The following is an 18,656-nucleotide window of genomic DNA, read 5'->3' as shown; positions in this document are numbered from 1 at the left end:
GCGTTCGACCGGGGGTGCGGCTGGGCTCAGGAGGAGACCGGCGGGTCCAGCAGTCCGGCCAGGTCCGCGAGGACCGGGTGACGGGTGACGTCCTTGAGGCTGACCGCCCGGTCGAGGGCGACCGCCAGCTTCACGGCGGCCAGCGAGGTGCCGCCGCGGTCGAAGAAGTGGTCCTGGCGGCCGATCCGGTCCGCCGGGATGCCGAGCACCGCGGCCCAGGCGGCCGCCACCCGGCGCTCGGCGGGCGTACCCGGCCCGTCGCCGACCGCCTCCAGGTCACCGGCGAGCGCGGTGAGCGTCCTGCGGTCGGTCTTGCCGTTGGCGGTCAACGGCAGCGACGCCCGCCAGTGCACGACCGACGGCACCATGTACGCGGGCAGCGACTCGGCGAGCCGGGCCCGCACGGCGTCGGCCCCGACGGGCCGCGGGCCGGTGCAGAACGCCACCAGCTGCGTCCCGCGGACGACGACCACCGCACCGTCCCGCACTCCGTCCACCCGAAGCAGCGCGTTCTCGATCTCGCCGATCTCGATGCGGAAGCCGCGGATCTTCACCTGGCTGTCCCGGCGTCCCAGGAACTCCAGCTTGCCGTCGGGACGCCAGCGCCCGTGGTCACCGCTGCGGTACAGCCGCTCACCGGGCCGGTACGGGTCCTCGGTGAACGCCGCCCGCGTGCGCTCGGGATCGTTGACGTACCCCCGGCCGACGCACACACCGGAGAACACGATCTCGCCGGGCGCCCCCAGCGGCACGGGCACCAGATCCTCGTCGACGACGTACACCCGCACATTGGAGACCGGCCGCCCGAGCGGGACGCGAGCCCCGTCCGGTGCCCGGTCCATGACCTCGTGGTTGGTGTCGTCCGAAGTCTCCGTCAGGCCATAGGCGTTGACGAGCCGCACCCCGGGCCGGGCCGCGAACCAGCGCTCCACGAGCTCCTTCTTCACGGCCTCCCCGGTGACCGACACACACCGCAGGTCCGGGAGTTCACGCGGCCGGCGCTCCAACTCGGCCAGGACGGCCTCCAGATACGACGGCACGACCTGGAGCACGTCGACGCGCCCCGCCTCGATCGTGTCGACGAACCGCGCCACGTCCAGGATTACGTCCTGCTCCACCAGCAGCGTCCGCCCGCCCACGAGCGGCGCGCAGACCAGCTGCCACAGGGAGATGTCGAAGCACTGGGGCGCGGTCTGCGCGACCACCTGCCCGGCCCCGATCCCCAGGTCGTCGAGCTTGGCGTACACGTGGTTGAGGAAACCCGCGTGCTCGCACATGGCGCCCTTGGGCTCACCCGTGGAGCCCGACGTGAAGTAGATGTAGGCGAGTTGACCGGGGGAGACCGCGATACCGAGATCGCCGTCCGAGTGGCCCTCGGCGTACGCGTCGTCGACGTAGAGCGTGTGGTCGGACGGGTTCAGCGCGCCGTCGCTGCCGTGTTCGGTCAGCACCACCTCGCACCCGGCGCGGTCGAGCACCCGCGCGACGCGGTCGGCCGGGAAGTGCGGCTCGACGGGCAGGTAGACCCCGCCCGCCTTGAACACGGCGAGCACGGCGGCCATCCAGTCGAGGTTCCGCTCCAGCACCACGGCGACGACACCCTCACGGGTCAGTCCCCGGGACAGGAGAGCCCGACTCAGCTGGTTCGCGCGGGAGTTGAGCTCCCGGTAGGTCCACTGCCGGTCGCCCTGCACGGCGGCGACGGCGTCCGGATGCGCCGACACCCGTTCCTCGAACAGCTCGTGCACCCGCCGGTCGGGCAGCTCGCGGTCCGGGCCTGCCAACTCGTCCAGCTGGAACCGGAGTTCGGCCTCGGAGAGCAGGATCGGCCGATCCTGCTCGGTGAGCGCGGTGACGTGGTAGCCGGCGACCCGGGCGGCGGCCTCGGCGTCGAGGACGTCCGTGCGGTACCGCAGTCGCAGGGTGCCGTCGCCGACACTCACCCGCACCGCGGGGTCCTCCTCGACAGGTTCACCGGAGAGCGCCCCGAGCACCTTCGCGTGAGCGGTCTTCAATGCGGCGGGCTCGATCAACAGCCCGTCGGGCAGGGACACTTCGTACTCCGCCACACCGGGCACCGGAGCGAGCGTCCACCGCGGAATGATCTCCATCTTTCTCTTCCCCCCTGTTTCCTTCCCCCTACGGCGTGCGCCGTCAGGGAGACATGTGCTGGACGGCGCCGCGCTGGGCCACCGCCGGATTCCCGCCCCACCGGGACAACGCCGGCATCTCCTCGCCCTTCATCAGGAACGAGTCGGCGGCGAGTACGGCCCCGTCGCCCATCGACACGCCGTAGTGCACGAGCGCCCCCACCCCGAGGGTGCAGCCCGCGCCGATGGTGATGAGTTCGGACTTGAACGTGCCGTCCTCCTGCGAGTGGGACTGCACCTTGGTGTGCGCCGACAGCGTGCAGTCGTCGCCGATCGCGGCCAGGGTGCGCTCGGTGATGTAGGCGCCGTCGTCGAAGACCCGCCGGCCGATCCGCACGCCCAGCAGCCGCCAGATCACGTTCTTGAACGGCGTCCCGTTGAACACGTTCAGATAGGTGTCCGGCACCTTCCACAGCCGCTCGTGCCACCAGAAGTACGGGTCGTAGATCGAGCACAACTTCGGCTCCAGCGGCCGGAACCCGCCGACCAGGCGCTCCACCAGCACGTAGTACCCGGCGGTGAAGCCGAGCCCGAGCATCAGGGACGCGCCGATCAGGAGCCCCCCGCCGATGCCCTCGCCCCCGTACAGGTCGACGGCCGCGAAGCCGAGCACCGTGAGCAGGAACCAGTGCAGCCAGCGCACGAACAGGTACAGGCCCATCGAGCGCAGGTTGGACCGGTTCTTCGCGGCGAGGCGGCGCTTCAGCTCGTCGCCCTCGCGCAGATGGTCGAAGCGGCTGTCGCGCTCCACCGAGCGCGGGATCTCGAAGCACGGCGAGCCCAACAGGCCCACGCCCTCCCGGACTTCACCGTCGAGCGGCACCATCACCTTCGTGGCGAGCAGACAGTTGTCGCCGGTGCGTCCCCCCGACGGGTAGGCGATGTTGTTGCCCAGGAAGTTGCGCGGCCCGATCGAGGCGCGCGAGACACGGAACGACGTACTGGAGAAGTCCGCGTTGACGATCGACAGACCGTCCGCGACCATCGTGCCGCTTCCCACGGTGGCCAGGTACGGCGTCTCGTGCTGCACCTCCGTACCGAAGTTGGAGCCGGTCTGCTCCACCTCGCCGAGGTCGTAGCCGATGGCCTTCAGATAGCCGACGATGTACGAGCTGTCGCCGCACAGCCACTTGAAGAACTTCAGGTTGGTCATGCGGGCCACCGCGCGCTGCACCGAGTAGTGGAAGCCGTACAGCGGATACACCCGGTCCGGGCGCAGCAGCGGACGCAGGAGCCTCGGCAGCAGCGACACCCCGGCGAAGCCGAGGACGACGAACGCGACGAACGCCACGAGCGACAGGGCCAGCGCCTCGACGTAGAAACGGCCCGAGTTGAGGTCCTTGGTGTTCGGGTCCAGCAGGTGGTCGAGGGCCGGGACCACGGTCAGCAGCATGTAGGTGCCGCCGATCGCGAGCGGGACGTAGACCAGCAGCATCTGCAGGAACGCGACCAGGCCGTAGCCGAAGCGGCGCGCCGTGGAGCAGTCCGCGTGCGGGATCCGGACGTAGTGGACGTCCGTGGGCTGGGCAGGCGAACCGTGCGCGCGCCCGCCCGTCGGGACGTGTGCGCCGTCGTACAGGGCGGAGGAGTGGCCGAGTTGGGCCCCGTCCCCCATGGTCGTGCCGATGTCGAGGACCGTCTTCTCGCCGATGTACACCTCGCTGCCGAGCGTGACGCGGCCCGTGCGGATGCGGCCGGCGTGTGCCTGGTAGCAGAGGTAGAAGGAGTCCTTGCGGATGACCGTTCCGTCTCCGATGGTCAGCAGGTCGGTGCAGACCGGTACGGAGTGGGACAGGATCGTGACGCCCTTGCCGATCCGGGCGCCGAGGGCGCGCAGGTACAGGACGTAGAGCGGGTTGCCGGCGAACAGGATCATCGGGTTGGCGTGCAGCAGCGCCTTGACTGTCCAGAAACGGACGTAGGCGAGGCTCCAGACCGGGAACTCGGTCTCCTTCCAGCGGCCCACGAGTACCCACTTGGCCACCACCGGCACCGTGCACACGCCGACGAACACCGAGCCACCGAATATCGCGGAACGCAGATAGACCTGAGCCACTCCGTTCCCGCCGGAAACCCATTCGTAGCCGCGGCCCGTGACCATTCCGGCGAGCGCGCAGTACGTGGCGAAAATGATGAACTGCAGCGCCCCGCACAGCAGATAGCGTGCCGTGCTGCCGGGCGGCGGGGCCTCGGCCTCGGCCGGCGCGGAAGGCTCGGACGTGTCGGCGAGTGCCGCCGCCAGACTGCGGATCGTCGGATAGCCGTAGACGTCCCGCATCGACACCGACGGCAGGTCGTCACGTTTCCTGACCCGTGCGCAGAAGTGCGCCATCACCAGCGAGTTGGCGCCCAGATCGTCGAAGAAGTGACTGTCGAGCGGTATGACTTCCTTGCGTACGACACCGGCCAGGACCTCTGCGAGAACGGTCTCGGTGCCGGTGCCGGGTTTTCCCACCACGTGGCTCCTTGATACTGATCGCGTCTTTGAATTGACAAAGACAAATACGGTGGAGTCGCGCCCGTTGTTCACGGCAGGAGCAAAATAAAAAGCACGCGAAACGGGTGTGGTGAATGGGAATTCGTGAGAGTGGAGTTCCGCATTGTGTACAGAGTTTCCATTTGGACGAGGCCCTGGTCCTGGGCCGATTGATTCCCCCGAGTCGTGTGCGCTGACGTCGTCCCAACGCGCGCAACGAATGCAGTCCGGATTATTTCTGGACATTCTGGAACGGGTCAAGGCTGTTTCGGTCAATGGCGCTTTTTCGTCAGCGCCGACCGATGGGCGGGTCAACTGTAATTGACGGCCGAAGGCTCCACCGGGACACTCTCCGAAACATGCCTGAAATAATCGAATACGGATCCGATTTCCGGACTGAACAATTCAGCCAGCGCGAGCATGACACGACTCCCGTCGCGGGCGCCCCGCCCGGCCGAGGCCCCCGGGGGATGAGTGCATCCCGGCACGGCGGATACCTTTAGGGCGTGCAGTCAGCAAGTGAAACCCCCGAGCGGCCCTCCAGCCGGTTCCACCGGGCACGTGCCCTCTACCGGAACGTCTCCAAGCGCAGGACCGCCTGGCTGCTGGTCAAGGACACCGTCAACTCCTGCATGGAGTACCGCATCCTGGGCCTCGCGGCCGAGGCCGCGTTCTTCACGCTGCTGTCCGTGCCGCCGCTCCTGCTGAGCCTCATCGGCCTGCTCGGCTACGTCGACAGCTGGACCGGCGCCGACAGCATCGCCGGCCTGGAGAACAACATCCTGGAGGCGTCCCGCACCGTCCTGTCCGACAAGGGCGTGCACGACATCGCCCAGCCGATCCTGCACGACGTGATGAAGGGCGGCCGACCCGACGTCATCTCCATCGGCTTCCTCTTCGCCCTCTGGTCGGGCTCCCGCGCGGTGAACGTCTTCATCGACACCATCACCGTGATGTACGGCCTGGACGGCGTACGCGGCATCGTCAAGACCCGGATAGTGTCCTTCGCCCTGTTCATCGCGGCCCTGCTGATCGGCTCCGTCGCGCTGCCCCTCATGGTGGCCGGACCGGACGCCGTGGTGAACGTGGTGCCGTGGTCGGCGACGGTCGTACAGGTCCTGTACTGGCCCGTCGTCCTCGTCCTGTCCGTCGTCTTCCTGACGACCCTCTACCACGTGTCCGTCCCCGTCCGCTCCCCGTGGATCGAGGACGTACCCGGCTCCCTGGTCGCCCTCGCCATGTGGGTCCTCGGCAGCTACCTGCTGCGCATCTACCTCACCGGCACGGTCGAGGGCCCCACCATCTACGGCTCCCTCGCCGCGCCCGTCGCCGTACTGCTGTGGATCGGCGTGTCCGCGTTCGCCGTACTCGTCGGGGCCGCCGTCAACGCGGCCATCGACCGGGTCTGGCCGGCCGCCGCGACGGCCGCGGCCCGCGCCGCCAACGAGCGCCGGCACGAGGAACAGGCCGCCGAGTACGTCGCCCGCATGGCCGCGGCCCGCACCCAGGACGACGAGGACCCCGACGACCCCGACATGCCCTCCGAGTTCCCGGAACGCTGGTCCCGCTTCCTGCCCCCCGAGGACGTGACGTCCCGACTCCGCACCCACGCGAAGAGCACCCACAAGGGAACCGGGAACTCTCACTCACCGGAGAAGTGAAGCGCCCCTGAAAGGGGCGCGGGGAACGGCGCGACCAGCCCCAACGAACCCGCAGGGAACTACGCACCGGCCTTCCAGACGCCCGCCGCCGAGGCATCTTGCGCAAACTCCCTGAAGTCCCGCGGCTCCCGCCCCAACACCTCCTGAACCCCGTCCGAGAGATACGAGTTCCGCCCGTCGAGCAGCGACTCGAACAGCTCCACCAAGAACTCGACCTCCTCGGCCGGCACCCCGAACCCCGCGAGACTCTCCCCGCACTGACGGGCCGACACCGCCCGATACGTCAACGCACGCCCCGCCGCCGCGGAGACCTCAGCGACCGCCTCCTTGAATGTCAGCAGCCGCGGCCCGGAGACGGTGACCGCCTGCCCGGCATACCGGTCCCCGGCCGTCAGCACACCGACGACCACGTCTGCGATGTCCCGCACATCGATTGGGGGCACCTCCCATGCCCTTAAGGCTATGGGGGAGGCTCACGCACCTCACCGGCTGGGCACCGGACGCGGTCGGCGTAGCCTTTTCGCTGTGTACGTGGAGAGGGCGTCCCGGCTGCCGGGCGCGGTGGTCTGGAGCCGTACCGTCGAGGGCCCCACCGTCGGACCGGTCCTGCCCGACGGCTGCATGGACCTTCTCTGGAACGAGGGCCGCCTGCTGGTCGCCGGCCCCGACACCCGCGCCCACGTCCCCGAGGGCGAGCCCGCGCACTGGGCCGGAGTCCGCTTCTTCCCCGGCACCGCACCCACCTTCCTGGGCGTCCCAGCCCACGAACTCCGCGACCGCCGCGTCGACTTGACCGACCTGTGGCCCGCCGCTGCCGTACGACGCCTGCGCGCCCGCGTCGACAAGTCCCCCGACCCGGTGACCGCGTTGGAGGAACTGGCACTGGAACGCGCGGCACAGACACCCCCACCCGACCCGCTGCTACGGCACCTCGTGGCGGCCCTCGACACCGGTCGCCACGTCGCCGCCACCGCCGACGAACTCGGCCTCGGCGCCCGCCAGTTGCACCGCCGCTCCCTCACTGCCTTCGGCTACGGTCCCAAGACACTCGCCCGGGTGCTGCGCCTGCAACGGGCCCTCGCGCTGGCCCGCGCCGGAGTGCCGTTCGCGGAGACCGCGGCCCGGTCCGGTTTCGCGGACCAGGCCCATCTCGCCCGGGACGTCAGGGAGTTGGCCGGGATGCCGCTGGGGGAGCTGCTCGGCCGGGTCGGCCAGGCCGGGGTCGGCTAGGCGGGCTTCAGTGGAGCGAAGAGGTCCACGCCATTGCCGTCGGGATCATGCACGACGGCGTACCGCTGGCCCCAGAAGGCGTCCCACGGCTTCAGCTCGCCGTGGTGCCCGGCGCCGACCAACTCCTCATACACCTGGTCGACTTCGGCGGGGTCGTCGCAGAGGAGGGCGAGCCCGGCCCGACCACTCCCACTGGGTGACCGCCAACCCGGATGGAACGAGCGGACCGTGTCCTCGGTGTCCAGCAACAGCCGTAGCCCACCGGGCAGTTGGGCCTCGGAGTGCGGCTGGTTCTCGGCACCCTCGGGGAGCCCGAACCCGAGCCGACGGTAGAAGGCGACAGAGGCGGCCATGTCGGAGACGACCAGGCCGATCGCGTCGAATCGTGGAGTCATGGGGCCACGGTAGGCGGGGGCCGGGGGGCTGGTCTTGAAGGAATCGGACATCGTTCCCAGCGGACTCCTCAGTGGAAGGTCACCGGTCCGCGAGGCGTGTCCAGCGTGAACGTGAGGCCCACCGGTCCCTCGGCCAGGGGCAGTTCCCCGCCCACCGCGGACAGCAGCGGGCGGATCTCGTCCGGGGCCGGGCAGGTCGCGGTCAGGTCCAGCAGGGGTGCGACGGGCAGGCCCGAGGCGGTCGGGTGGGGCGAGGAACTCCAGTCGATGAGGAACGGCACCAGACCGGAGGGGTGCGCCGTGTCCCCGTCGGTGAGCCGCCACTCCAGCAGCGTGCCGTCGGGCCGACGGCGGCTCATCGCCCGCACGGGCCCCGGGTCGTACCCCTGGGCACGGGCCGCCGCGACCGCCGCGTCCAGGTCGGGCGGGCTCACCGCCCAGGTCACCGTCCGGGCGACGGACAGCCCGTCGACACCGAACGGGCGGGGCCCGGACGGCTCGGCCTGCCCGGTGTCCGGACCCAGGATCTCCAGGTAGCGCGAACCACCGAGAGAGACAAGGTAGTTGCGGGTACCGAGCCCGACATGGGCTCCGCCGGCGACCGGTGCGATGCCCGTGCGCAGCGTGAAGTCGGCGACTGTCGCCGCCAGTTCGGGGGTCGCGAGGACGAGGTGGTCCAGGAGTACGGGAATGGCATTCATCCCCACCGAGGCTACGCGGCGGAACCGCACCGCACGAGGGAAAAGTCCTGAAACGGTGGAACACCTGTACGGCAGGATGGGTGCATGACCCGTGCCGTGCGCGCCCTGCCACTGCTGTTGCTGCCCGCACTGCCCCTGCTGCTCGCCGGCTGCGGCACCGAGAAGGCGGGCGCGGATCCCGGCACCCCCAGGGCCTCGGCCGTCCCTGCCACGTCCGCCGAAATCGCCTCCCGCGCAAGGTCGTTGGGCTTCGACCCCGACCTCGTCTACGTCATCGACCCGCCCGGCTTCACCCTCGCCCAGCAGTCGGTCGGCGTGTCGGACGTCGGTCTCTCCGTCTCGTACACGTCGCCGAAGACCGGTGCCGTGATCAACCTGCGCGTGGAGCCGGGCACGATGACCGACGCGAACTGCGCGACGCAGGCGGTGATCAGCGAGCACATGACCTGCGTACGCGACGGGAACGCCTGGTACCGCACCGGCGGAGGGGAAGCCGAGTACGTGCTGGCGCAGAAGGGCCATCTCGTGCACGTCGACGCCGAGCAGGGCAAGGTGACCCGCGCGGTCCTGCACAAGGCGGCCCAGTCGCTCCGCCGCCCGTACAAGAGCGAACTCCCGGTCATCCTCCCGCCCGCCCGCACGGCCACCGCGCCCGTGGAACGCGGTGACCTGCCGACGGCCGGTGACGGAGCACCCAACAACAGCGTGGGCACCAGCGGTTGAGCGCGCGCGACGCGAAACAGGCTTCCTCGCGCGTCTGCTCGGCGGGACCAACTCGGCCGTCGGGCTGAGCCGGCGGTCCGAGCAACACGCGGGCGCCGGTGCCGTCGCCGGTGTCCGCGGCCTGGTTCGTCTTGTTCGCAGGAGGGAACCGGGCCCATCCCATCGCCGCGGCGGCCGGGTCTCCCTTGTCCGGATCGCGGAGTGAACCTCTCCCGGGTGGCAGCCGTAGCCGACCACGGAGGGCGGCCCGATGAGCCCCTTCCGGAGACCGGACAACCGGCCAGGCACGGAAATGGGAATGGACTGGATGCAGATATTCGACGGCGCTTCGAGCGCCCGCAAACTGAGGCTGCTTCGGCTCTGTCGACGCAATCCGCGACGCATGCTGGTCGTTCCCCTGGACCATCCTTTGACGGACGGGCCGATCGCCGGGGGTGGCTTCGGCCTCAATCGCCTGGTCGGCCAGTTGGCGACGAATGGCGCGGACGCCGTGGTCCTGCACAAGGGAAGCGTCCGCCGGGTGGATCCGGCCTGGTTCACGCAGATGTCGCTCATCGTGCATTTGAGCGCGAGCACCGCCCACGCCCCCGACCCCGACGCGAAATGTCTGGTCGCGACCGTCGAAGAGGCGCTGCGTCTCGGTGCCGACGCGGTGAGCGTGCACGTCAACGTCGGTTCTCGGGAAGAGGCCCGGCAGATAGCCGATATGGCGGTGGTGGCAGAAGCCTGCGACCGCTGGAACATCCCGCTGATGGCGATGATGTATCCGAGAGGGCCGCGTGTCACCGACCCTCGTGATCCGGCGCTGGTCTCCGCCGCTGTGACGGTCGCGGCCGAACTCGGGGCCGATCTGATCAAGACCTACGCCCTCGAATCCGATGTGGACATGCTGCGCCTGACGGCCTCCTGTCCGGTACCGATTCTGGTGGCCGGCGGCCCACGGGTCGGCGACGAGAAAGCACTGCTGGAATTCGTCGATTCCGCACTTCGGGGCGGAGCGGCCGGTATCGCCATGGGCCGGAACATCTTCGAATCCGACAACCCGGCCGCTACGACACGTGAGTTGGCCCGCCTCGTGCACGGGGATGTGCCTCCGCCCGCTCCGGTCGAGTTCTGCATGAAAGACATGAAAGACATGAAAGACATGAAAGACATGAAAGACATGAAAGACATGAAAGAGACGGGAAATCATGAAGCTCACGTGGCTTGATATTCGCGGTGCCGACGACAAGCGGGCAATCCTCGAAGAGGCGCTGCACCAGCGGTTGGACGGCATCGTCTCCGACACCCTGGCGGATCTGGACGACCTGCCCCCTACGGTGAAGAAGGTCTTCTTCCCGCTGGGCAAGGAGCTTCCCGACGATCTCGGTGCGGCCGACGTGGTGATCGTCGACCCGCGTGAGCACCAGACGCCTGCGGAGCTCTCGTCGGCGTATCCGGGAGTCGAGTTCGGACGGTTCGTGGAGATCGTCGACGCGGAGACTCTGGAGGACGCCTGTCAGTCTGCTCGTGCCGAACAGTGGAGCCTGCTGCTGTTCCGTGATCCCACGAAGATTCCGCTGGAGATCGTCATCGCCGCCGCTGCCGGTGCCGAGGGCAGTCTGATCACCGTCGCCGGGGACGTGACGGAGGCGGAGATCATCTTCGGGGTGCTCGAACACGGTTCCGACGGCGTGATGATGGCGCCGAACGCCGTGGGCGACGCCACCGCACTCAAGCAGGCATCCGCTGTCGTGACCGAGCCCCTCGACCTCGTCGAGCTCACCATCGTCGCCACCGAGCACGTGGGCATGGGGGAGCGGGCCTGCGTCGACACGTGCAGCCACTTCCGTGAGGACGAGGGAATCCTGGTCGGCTCGCACTCCAAGGGAATGATCCTCTGTGTGAGTGAGACGCATCCGCTTCCCTATATGCCCACCCGGCCGTTCCGGGTGAACGCGGGCGCCATTCACTCCTACACGCTTTCCCGTGACGGGCGTACCCATTACCTCAGCGAGCTGAAATCCGGCAGCAAGGTCATGGCCGTCGACGTCAAGGGGCAGACCCGTATCGTCACTGTCGGGCGGGTCAAGATCGAGAGCCGGCCGCTCATTTCCATCGACGCGAAGTCCGAGGACGGGCGCGCGGTCAATCTGATTCTGCAGGACGACTGGCATGTGCGGGTGCTCGGTCCGGGCGGGGCGGTGTTGAACAGCACCGAACTCAAGCCGGGCGACCGTGTGTTGGGTTATCTGCCCGCCGAGGACCGCCATGTCGGCTATCCCATCAACGAGTTCTGCCTGGAGAAGTGAGAGCGCCATGGACGACGAACTCATCGACGCCTATCTGCAACGCATAGGCGCCAAGCGGCCGGAGCGGGTGGACGCGGACGCCCTGCGGCATCTTCACGAACGCCATGTGCTGTCCGTTCCGTTCGAGAACCTGTTCTTCCTTCTCGGCGAACCGATCCCGTACTCGCTGGACGCGGTCAAGAAAATCGTGCAGGAACGGCGCGGCGGCGGCTGTTTCGAGCTGAATTCTGCTTTCGCGATGTTGCTGGAAGCTCTCGGATTCCAGGTCACCCTGCTGGCCGGGTGCATCTACCGCGGTGAGGTACTGGACAGCCCTATCGGTCATCTGGCGCTTCGGGTGGAGACCGGTGAACCGGACGGACATTCCTGGCTGGTGGACGTGGGGCAGGGAAGTCACAGCCGATGGCCCATGCGGCTGGATCTGCGCACACCGCAGAACGACCCGCACGGTGTGTACCTCATCACGGAGACATCCGAAGGGGACATCGATGTGTTCCGTGACGGTTCGCCGCTGTACCGGATGGAAATGAAACCCCGGAAAATCGAATTCGGCCTGCCTTCCATGTGGTGGTACCAGACGGCCCCCGAATCGCCTTTCAGGAACCGGCTGATCTGTGTCCAGCCCCGGGAGGACGGAAGGGTCACTCTCGCGAACAGGGTCCTCATCAGGGAACAGGGCGGGCAGCGGACCAGGGAACGGATCGTCACCGAAGAAGGGCTGAAGGAGGCACTCGGGACCTGGTTCGGGATCCATCTCGACGAGGCGCCGAAAATCCCGGAACGGACCGCGGCACCGTCCGCCGCCGGAGAGGAGCGTCCGTAGCCATGCCCGGGAACGTAACCGAGGATCTGGCCCGACTCGCCCACGCCAGAGGGTGGTTGGAGCGGATCGCCTTCCTGGCCGACGACCGTGCCTGGACGTACGCCGAGGTCTTCGACGGCGCGGCACGGGCCGCGAGGGGGTACCGGTCCGCGGGACTGCGCCGCGGTGACCGGGTCCTGCTGGCGCTGCCCGACAGCCTGGAGATGGTCTGGTCGGTGCTCGGCGCCTGGCAGGCCGGTCTCGTCGCCGTCCCGGTCAACGTCCAGATGAGCGGGGAGGATCTGACGCGGGCCGTCGAGACGGTGGAGCCCGCGCTGGCCGTCATCGACCCGGACCTCGCAGGGCAGTTGGAGCTGCCGGGCTTCGCCCCCGCCATGAAGGTCGCGACACTCGTCGCGGGCGAACCGGACCCGGGGTTCGCCGAGGGCGGGGACGCTCCGGCGTTGGCGGTCTTCACGTCCGGCACGACGGGCGCCCCGAAACTCTGCTTCTTCCTGCACAGCAACTTCGCCGCACCTCCCGGCCCTCCCGGTCCAAACGGCGGTGGCCGTACGACAGTTGGGCTGTCGGTGTCTCGCATGTATTTCCTGGGCGGACTGCACTTCTCGGTGCTCACCACCCTCGTCACGGGGCAGACCGTCGTCCTGTCGCGCACCCGGGCGAACCCGGCCACGGCGATCGACCTCATCGACCGCTACCAGGTCACGGACCTCTTCGCGCAGCCGAGTTTCCTGGCCCGCATGCTCCTTGAGCCCGGCCACGCGGACACGCTCGGCCGCCTCCGCGAGGTGTCGAGCGCGGGGGAGGTCCTCTCGCTACGGTTGCGCGAGCGACTGGTACCGATCCTGGGGGACCGGCTGGTCAACAATTACGGCGCTACCGAGATCGGCGTGATCTCCATGGGCCGGCCCGCCGCGTACAGGGCCCCTTCGGCGGTCGGCCCCGCCGTCCCCGGCCGGCCGGTGCGCGTCGTCGACGCGGACGGCCATCCGATGCCCGCGGGCCGACAGGGCGAGCTGCACGTCTACGCCGACTTCGCGTCCCGGGGAGTCGAGCGGGGGAGTCTGGGCCCCGATCAAGTGAGGGACACCTGGTGGCCGACCGGGGACCTGGCGTCGATCGACGACGACGGAGTCCTCCACGTGCACGGCCGACTGGACGACGTCGAGGTGATCGGCGGCCAGAACGTGGTGCCGGGCGAGGTCGAACGGCTGCTTGAGAGCCATCCGCGCGTGCTCGAAGCGGCGGTCAGTTCGGTCCGCCGTCCCGCCGGGGACACGAGCCTGCGCGCCTACGTGGTGACCGTCCCCGACAAGGAGGAGTCGGGCAACGGAGCCAACGACCCTGCCCTGGACGCCGAGTTGATCGCCTTGGCCCGGTCCCGGCTGTCCTGGTACAAGGTCCCGCAGGACGTCGTCCGGCTGGACACGCTGCCGCGCAACGCGAACGGCAAGATCCTGCGCAGACAACTCCGTGCGGTGGGAGGCCAGTTCGTCTGACACCCGACGCCACGTCGTGACGGGGCAGCGGACGACCGGTCCACTGCCCCGTCCTGCTCGCTGCCCCGTACGCCGAGACGGTGGCCTCACCTGCCGCCCGGCACCCCCGTGCTCGCCCGCTCCACCAACCGCGTCGACAACTCCGTCCGCGTCCCCTCCGGCCGGTCCCCGTCCATCAGCCGGAGCAGCAGCCGCAGAGCGGTGGCCGCCATCTCCGAGAGGGGTTGCCGGATCGTGGTCAATGCCGGAGTCACCCAGCGGGACTCGGGAAGGTCGTCGAAGCCGACCACGCTGATGTCGTCCGGGACGCTCAACTGCCGGTCCGCCAGGGCCTCGTAGACGCCGAGAGCCATCCGGTCGGAGCAGACGAAGACCGCCGTGGGCGGCTCGGGCAGGTCGAGGAGTTCGTGCATGCGGGTGCGGGCCATGGACTGGTCGAAGCCGCCGTGGCGGATGTAGTCGGGGCGCACGGGCACTCCGGCGGCGGCGAGCGCGGAGCGGTAGCCGGCGACGCGGGCGCTGCTGCACATCTTGTGGCGGTGGCCGGCGATGACGGCGATGCGTTCGTGGCCCAGGGCAAGCAGGTGCTCGGTCGCCGTCACCCCGCCCTGCCAGTTGGCCGCGCCGACCGACACGACACCCGGCGGCGGCTCGTGCACCGGGTCGATCATGACGAACGGGATGCGGTGCTGGTCGAGCCAGGCGTACTGGGACGGCGTCAACTCGGCCAGATTGAACAGGACTCCGGCCGAACCCCGGCCAACCAGCTTGTCCAGCCAACCCCGTTCGGGGCGGTCGGCCCGGGTCCGGGTCAGCCCGGCCGAGACGACCACCTCCAAGCCGGCCTCGTACGCCGCCTCCTCCACCCCGTGCAGCACCGCCCCCGACCACGAACTCTCCAACGAGTGCACGACAAGGTCGACCATCCCCGGCGCCTTGCTCGCGTCGAACCGGGGCCTGCGCACATACCCGAGCCGCTCCAGCGCCTCCGTCACCCGCCGCCGCGTCTCCGGCGCCACGTCCTCCCGGCCGTTGACCACCTTGGACGCCGTCGGCACGGACACCCCGGCCTCCCGCGCCACGACCGCCAGCGTCGGCCCTGCCGTCATGCTCGCGCTCCCCGTACGGACCATCGGGAACCACCTCTCCAGCCCGCCCGAGGGCCATCGAAAGTTTCGACCAGCGCTGCTTCCACGGCCCGACCACCAACCGCTCAGAAAGCGCTTCCTACGATAGGTGCGCGTCAACACGGCGGGAAGACCAGGGAATTCACGTGATGGCACCGACCCGATCTTTCGAAACCCCGAACAGGTCAGCCGGCCGTGCAGTCGAGGCGGAAGCGGCCGAAATCGGCGGTGAACCCCGCGTCGACCAGATCCCACGCATGGATCCCCGCCATCGCACCGGTGAACCGCAGCCGCGACCCGTAGTCGTCGGACAGCCGACTGAAGTCCAGCACCGGCCCGACCGCCGTCCGCACCCCCTCCCGCACATACCAGAACCCGGCATCGGCCCCCTCGACCGTCACCCCCAACGTCACCGGAGCACTGACATCGACCCCTACGGCGGCCACCTGGCGGGTGCCGTCCTCGTCCCGCTCCACCAGGCTCAGCACCGTACGGCCACCGCCGTCCTGCCACTGTTGCCCGCGCTGCCCCTCACCTTCGGGCTCCGCCCACGTCAGGTGCAGGCTCAAGTACGCCTCGGCGCCGTACCAGAGCACCAGCCCCGCCGCCTGCGTGAACGTCAACGGCCTTGCCTCGACCGTGACTTCGACCTGCGCACGGTGCTCCGTGATCCGCTGCGCGAGCAGACTGTGCGCCCATCGCGACTCCGGCCCGTGCCGCCCGCGCAGCCGGATCCAGCCGGGGCGGGTGGCGGTGTCGGCCCAGGACGGGTCCGGGTACCCACGCGGACTGCTCCACGGCCAGCCCAACGGACCGCCGGAATCCGGGACTTGGGCGTTCGGGGCGGCGGGAGGCGTCGGTACGGCCACCTCCACCGCCGGGTGCCAACCCCCGTGCCGCAGTCGCGGCCAGCCCTCCGCGTCCCACGTCACGGCCTGGATCGCGGTCTCCCGGCCCAGGGTGCAGCGCGGTCCGTCGGGCGTCCGGACCGGTCGCGCCGCCAGATGGCTCAACACCCAGTCGCCACCCGGCAGTTCGACCAGCTCACCGTGTCCCGCCTTCTGCAACGGCACCGACGGGTCGTCCCGGGACGTGAGCAGGGGGCGGTCGTCCAACTCGTACGGACCGGTGATCGTACGGCTGCGCGCCACCAGCACCCCGTGCTCGAACCCTGTGCCGCCCTCCGCGAGGAGGAGGTAGTACCAGCCGCCCCGCCGCACCAACTTCGGCCCCTCGACGAGCCGTTCGTGCTGGAGGAGCAGGTGGGTCGGGCCGGTCGGGGCGAGCGTGTCGCGATCCAGCTCGGTCGCGACGATGCCCGCGAAGCGCCGGCCGCCGGGGCGACAGTCGTTCTGGAGGTTGAGCAGCCACAGTCGGCCCTCGTCGTGGAACAGCGCAGGGTCGAAACCGTGACTCGTCACCCGCCGTGGGGCCGTCCACTTCCCGGCCACATCCGTCGCCGTCGTCACGTAGGTGTCCAGGTCGAAGTACGGTGTGCCGACCGAGCGGACGATCGAGTACGTCAGCCAGAAGCGCTCGCCGTCCCAGCTGAGTGAAGGGGCCCAGATGCCGCCCGAGTCGGGCACCCCGGCCAGGGAGTCGCCGGGGGCCGCGCCTCGCACATGACCCGCGTACTCCCAGTGCGCGAGGTCCCGCGAGCGGTGGATCGGGATCGTCGGGAACCACTCGAAGGAACTGTTCGCCACGTAGTACCGGTCGCCGACCCTGACCATGGACGGGTCGGGGGCGAATCCGCGGACAACAGGGTTGTGCAGCAAGGTCACTTGAGGGCTCCCAGGGTGACCCCGGTACGCCAGTAGCGGCGCATCGCGACCATCATCACGGCCATCGGCACGATCGACAGCAGTGCGCCGGTCAGGACCAGGCTGGTGAGGTCGACGCCCGACTCCAGCCGTTTGCCGGACCAGTTGTAGAGGCCGATGTTGAGCGTCCAGTTCCTTTCGCCGCGCAGCACGGTCAGCGGGAGGAAGAAGGCGTTCCAGGTGTTCACGAACGCGAGGAGGAACACCGTGGCGCCGCCGGTCGTCATCATCCGCAGCACGATGCTGAAGAAGATCCGGAGTTCGCCCGCGCCGTCCAGCCGTGCCGCCTCCAGGAGTTCGAAGGGGACCGTGGCCTCCGTGTAGACCTTGGCGAGGTACACGCTGAACGGGTTGATCAGGCAGGGGATCAGCATCGCCCAGGGGGTGTCGACCAGGCCGAGCTTCGAGAACATCAGGTACAGCGGGAGGGTGAGCAGCGCGATCGGGATCAGGAACGAGCCCACCACACACGCGAACACCGCGCTGCGGCCCGGGAATTCGAAGCGCGCGAGGCCGTAGCCCGCCGCGAGGGCGACGAGTGTGCCGCCCAGGGAGCCGACGCCCGCGTAGAGGAAGGAGTTGGCGGTCCAGCGGAGGAAGATGCCGTTCTCGTAGGTGAAGACCTGCCGCAGGTTCTCCCACAGGTGCATGCCGGAGAACCACAGGCCGTTGCTCTGGTACAGCCCCGTGCGGTTCTTGGTCGCGGCGACGATCAGCCACCACACCGGGAACAGGCTGTAGGCGCTCGCCAGGACCAGACCGACGAGCAGGAAGCGCTGGCCGCCGTGTGAACGTGCCCTCGGATCGGGCTTGTTGAGGCGGCGGACCTGATGTGCCTTCCGGCGTTCTTCGGTGAGGGTCATCAGTCGGCCTCCTTCGCGGTGAGCCGGTAGAAGAGGAAGGAGGCGAGGCCGAGGATGAGGGCCAGGAGGACGGAAAGTGCCGCCGCGTAGTGGTAGTTGCCCGCGTTGAACGCCTGGTTGTAGATGACCATGATCGGGGTGAAGCTGTCGTCCACCGTCTGCGGGGTGACGTTCCGGAACAGTGCGGGCTCGTTGAAGATCTGCAGCATCTGGATGATCGAGAGCATCCCCGTCAGCACCAACGCCCCCCGTACATAAGGGATCTTGATGCTCAGCGCGACCCGGAACTCGGAGGCACCGTCCAGCCGGGCCGCCTCGAACAGGTCGCGGGGCACGCCCTGGAGCGCCGCGTAGATGATCACCATGTTGTAGCCGATGCCGTGCCAGGTCAGCAGGTTGCCGATGGACGGCCACACCATCGAGGGCGCGAAGAAGTTCCAGGAGAGTCCGAACACCTTGCCCAGCGGGGTCAACGGGCCCACGTCCGGGCTGTACAGGTTGATCCACACGATCGCCGCGACCACTCCGGGGATCATGTACGGCACGAGGAGGAAGATCCTGAACCGGCCCGCCGCCTTCGACGACAGCGCGTCCAGGAACAGCGCCAGCAGCAGGCTGACGAGCAGCATCACCGGGATCTGCACGCAGGCGAACAGCACCACGCGCAGCACCGAGTTCATGAACGCCGAGTCGGTCAGGCCCTGTTGGTAGTTGTCCAGGCCGGAGAACCTCTCGGTGGAGCCGCCCAGACCGAGACCGGACTGGTGCTCCACGAACAGCGACTCGTAGACGGCGTACCCGATCGGTATCAGGTAGATGAACACGAAACCGAGCTGGAAGGGCACCGTGAACGCGGCACCCTTCCAGCGCTGGGAGCGAATCATCGGCGCTGCC

General features: G+C 69.0%; 15 protein-coding genes and 1 pseudogene. 7 read left to right on the top strand and 9 right to left on the bottom strand.

All coding sequences use genetic code 11. From position 1 onward, the window contains the following. Positions 1–26: 26 nt before the first annotated feature. Both AB0I69_RS10905 and AB0I69_RS10900 read right to left on the bottom strand, forming a co-directional pair. A complete protein-coding gene (locus AB0I69_RS10905; protein WP_363095271.1) occupies positions 27–2,111 on the bottom strand; it encodes a non-ribosomal peptide synthetase in 2,085 nt (694 codons plus the stop codon). Positions 2,112–2,154: 43 nt separating this feature from the next. Then, entirely contained in the window at positions 2,155–4,605 is a 2,451-nt protein-coding gene (locus AB0I69_RS10900; RefSeq protein ID WP_363095270.1) for a Pls/PosA family non-ribosomal peptide synthetase, read from the bottom strand. 527 nt (positions 4,606–5,132) lie between these two features. Between AB0I69_RS10900 and AB0I69_RS10895 the strand changes: the two genes are divergently transcribed. After that, a complete protein-coding gene (locus AB0I69_RS10895; protein WP_363095269.1) occupies positions 5,133–6,287 on the top strand; it encodes a YihY/virulence factor BrkB family protein in 1,155 nt (384 codons plus the stop codon). Between the two features lie 59 nt (positions 6,288–6,346). Here AB0I69_RS10895 and AB0I69_RS10890 read toward each other — a convergent pair. Then, positions 6,347–6,727 (bottom strand): annotated as a pseudogene (locus tag AB0I69_RS10890) (NmrA family transcriptional regulator); the annotation flags it as partial. 85 nt (positions 6,728–6,812) lie between these two features. Between AB0I69_RS10890 and AB0I69_RS10885 the strand changes: the two are divergent. Continuing rightward, entirely contained in the window at positions 6,813–7,517 is a 705-nt protein-coding gene (locus tag AB0I69_RS10885) for a helix-turn-helix transcriptional regulator (protein ID WP_363095268.1), read from the top strand. Here the strand turns inward: AB0I69_RS10885 and AB0I69_RS10880 are convergent. Further along, the gene (locus AB0I69_RS10880) at positions 7,514–7,912 is read right to left on the bottom strand and encodes a VOC family protein (protein WP_363095267.1); all 399 of its coding nucleotides are present in this window, start codon (positions 7,910–7,912) and stop codon (positions 7,514–7,516) included. The genes AB0I69_RS10885 and AB0I69_RS10880 overlap by 4 nt on opposite strands. Positions 7,913–7,980: 68 nt before the next feature. Continuing rightward, a complete protein-coding gene (locus AB0I69_RS10875; RefSeq protein ID WP_363095266.1) occupies positions 7,981–8,613 on the bottom strand; it encodes a VOC family protein in 633 nt (210 codons plus the stop codon). 84 nt (positions 8,614–8,697) lie between these two features. Here AB0I69_RS10875 and AB0I69_RS10870 point away from each other — a divergent pair, with 84 nt between their 5' ends. The 5 genes from AB0I69_RS10870 to AB0I69_RS10850 all read left to right on the top strand — a co-directional run bounded on the left by AB0I69_RS10870 (position 8,698) and on the right by AB0I69_RS10850 (position 13,949). Beyond that, entirely contained in the window at positions 8,698–9,336 is a 639-nt protein-coding gene (locus AB0I69_RS10870) for a hypothetical protein (RefSeq protein WP_363095265.1), read from the top strand. Positions 9,337–9,634: 298 nt separating this feature from the next. Next, positions 9,635–10,546: a 2-amino-3,7-dideoxy-D-threo-hept-6-ulosonate synthase gene (locus tag AB0I69_RS10865; RefSeq protein WP_363095264.1), complete on the top strand. Its 912-nt coding sequence runs from the start codon at positions 9,635–9,637 to the stop codon at positions 10,544–10,546. Beyond that, positions 10,527–11,627 (top strand): 3-dehydroquinate synthase II, encoded by a 1,101-nt coding sequence (locus tag AB0I69_RS10860; protein WP_363095263.1) that lies wholly within the window; start codon positions 10,527–10,529, stop codon positions 11,625–11,627. The genes AB0I69_RS10865 and AB0I69_RS10860 overlap by 20 nt, the downstream gene beginning before the upstream one ends. A gap of 7 nt (positions 11,628–11,634) precedes the next feature. Continuing rightward, positions 11,635–12,450: an arylamine N-acetyltransferase gene (locus tag AB0I69_RS10855; protein WP_363095262.1), complete on the top strand. Its 816-nt coding sequence runs from the start codon at positions 11,635–11,637 to the stop codon at positions 12,448–12,450. Positions 12,451–12,452: 2 nt separating this feature from the next. Beyond that, positions 12,453–13,949, top strand: a complete 1,497-nt coding sequence (locus AB0I69_RS10850; RefSeq protein ID WP_363095261.1) for a class I adenylate-forming enzyme family protein — start codon at positions 12,453–12,455, stop codon at positions 13,947–13,949. Positions 13,950–14,035: 86 nt separating this feature from the next. On the opposite strand, the gene AB0I69_RS10845 is transcribed toward AB0I69_RS10850, so the two are convergent. From AB0I69_RS10845 to AB0I69_RS10830, 4 genes are all read right to left on the bottom strand, one after another. Further along, on the bottom strand, positions 14,036–15,082 hold the full coding sequence (locus AB0I69_RS10845; RefSeq protein ID WP_363095260.1) for a substrate-binding domain-containing protein: 1,047 nt from the start codon (positions 15,080–15,082) through the stop codon (positions 14,036–14,038). A gap of 179 nt (positions 15,083–15,261) precedes the next feature. Next, entirely contained in the window at positions 15,262–16,860 is a 1,599-nt protein-coding gene (locus AB0I69_RS10840; RefSeq protein ID WP_363095259.1) for a family 43 glycosylhydrolase, read from the bottom strand. Beyond that, complete coding sequence (locus AB0I69_RS10835) at positions 16,857–17,762, bottom strand: carbohydrate ABC transporter permease (RefSeq protein ID WP_363095258.1); 906 nt, start codon at positions 17,760–17,762, stop codon at positions 16,857–16,859. The genes AB0I69_RS10840 and AB0I69_RS10835 overlap by 4 nt, the downstream gene beginning before the upstream one ends. Continuing rightward, complete coding sequence (locus tag AB0I69_RS10830) at positions 17,762–18,646, bottom strand: sugar ABC transporter permease (protein ID WP_363095257.1); 885 nt, start codon at positions 18,644–18,646, stop codon at positions 17,762–17,764. The genes AB0I69_RS10835 and AB0I69_RS10830 overlap by 1 nt, the downstream gene beginning before the upstream one ends. Positions 18,647–18,656 lie beyond the last annotated feature (10 nt).

The sequence above is a fragment of the Streptomyces sp. NPDC050508 genome (genome assembly GCF_040655155.1).
In the GTDB taxonomy this organism is placed as follows: domain Bacteria; phylum Actinomycetota; class Actinomycetes; order Streptomycetales; family Streptomycetaceae; genus Streptomyces.
Note: the sequence above shows the minus strand (reverse complement) of the source record. Positions and strands in the feature narration are given on the sequence as shown.

Coding starts and splice junctions, on each gene's coding strand:
- AB0I69_RS10865 (WP_363095264.1), top strand. CDS start 9,635: ATGGACTGGATGCAGATATTCGACGGCGCTTCGAGCGCCCGCAAACTG.
- AB0I69_RS10860 (WP_363095263.1), top strand. CDS start 10,527: ATGAAGCTCACGTGGCTTGATATTCGCGGTGCCGACGACAAGCGGGCA.
- AB0I69_RS10845 (WP_363095260.1), bottom strand. CDS start 15,082: ATGGTCCGTACGGGGAGCGCGAGCATGACGGCAGGGCCGACGCTGGCG.
- AB0I69_RS10905 (WP_363095271.1), bottom strand. CDS start 2,111: ATGGAGATCATTCCGCGGTGGACGCTCGCTCCGGTGCCCGGTGTGGCG.
- AB0I69_RS10835 (WP_363095258.1), bottom strand. CDS start 17,762: ATGACCCTCACCGAAGAACGCCGGAAGGCACATCAGGTCCGCCGCCTC.
- AB0I69_RS10875 (WP_363095266.1), bottom strand. CDS start 8,613: ATGAATGCCATTCCCGTACTCCTGGACCACCTCGTCCTCGCGACCCCC.
- AB0I69_RS10830 (WP_363095257.1), bottom strand. CDS start 18,646: ATGATTCGCTCCCAGCGCTGGAAGGGTGCCGCGTTCACGGTGCCCTTC.
- AB0I69_RS10880 (WP_363095267.1), bottom strand. CDS start 7,912: ATGACTCCACGATTCGACGCGATCGGCCTGGTCGTCTCCGACATGGCC.
- AB0I69_RS10855 (WP_363095262.1), top strand. CDS start 11,635: ATGGACGACGAACTCATCGACGCCTATCTGCAACGCATAGGCGCCAAG.
- AB0I69_RS10870 (WP_363095265.1), top strand. CDS start 8,698: ATGACCCGTGCCGTGCGCGCCCTGCCACTGCTGTTGCTGCCCGCACTG.
- AB0I69_RS10850 (WP_363095261.1), top strand. CDS start 12,453: ATGCCCGGGAACGTAACCGAGGATCTGGCCCGACTCGCCCACGCCAGA.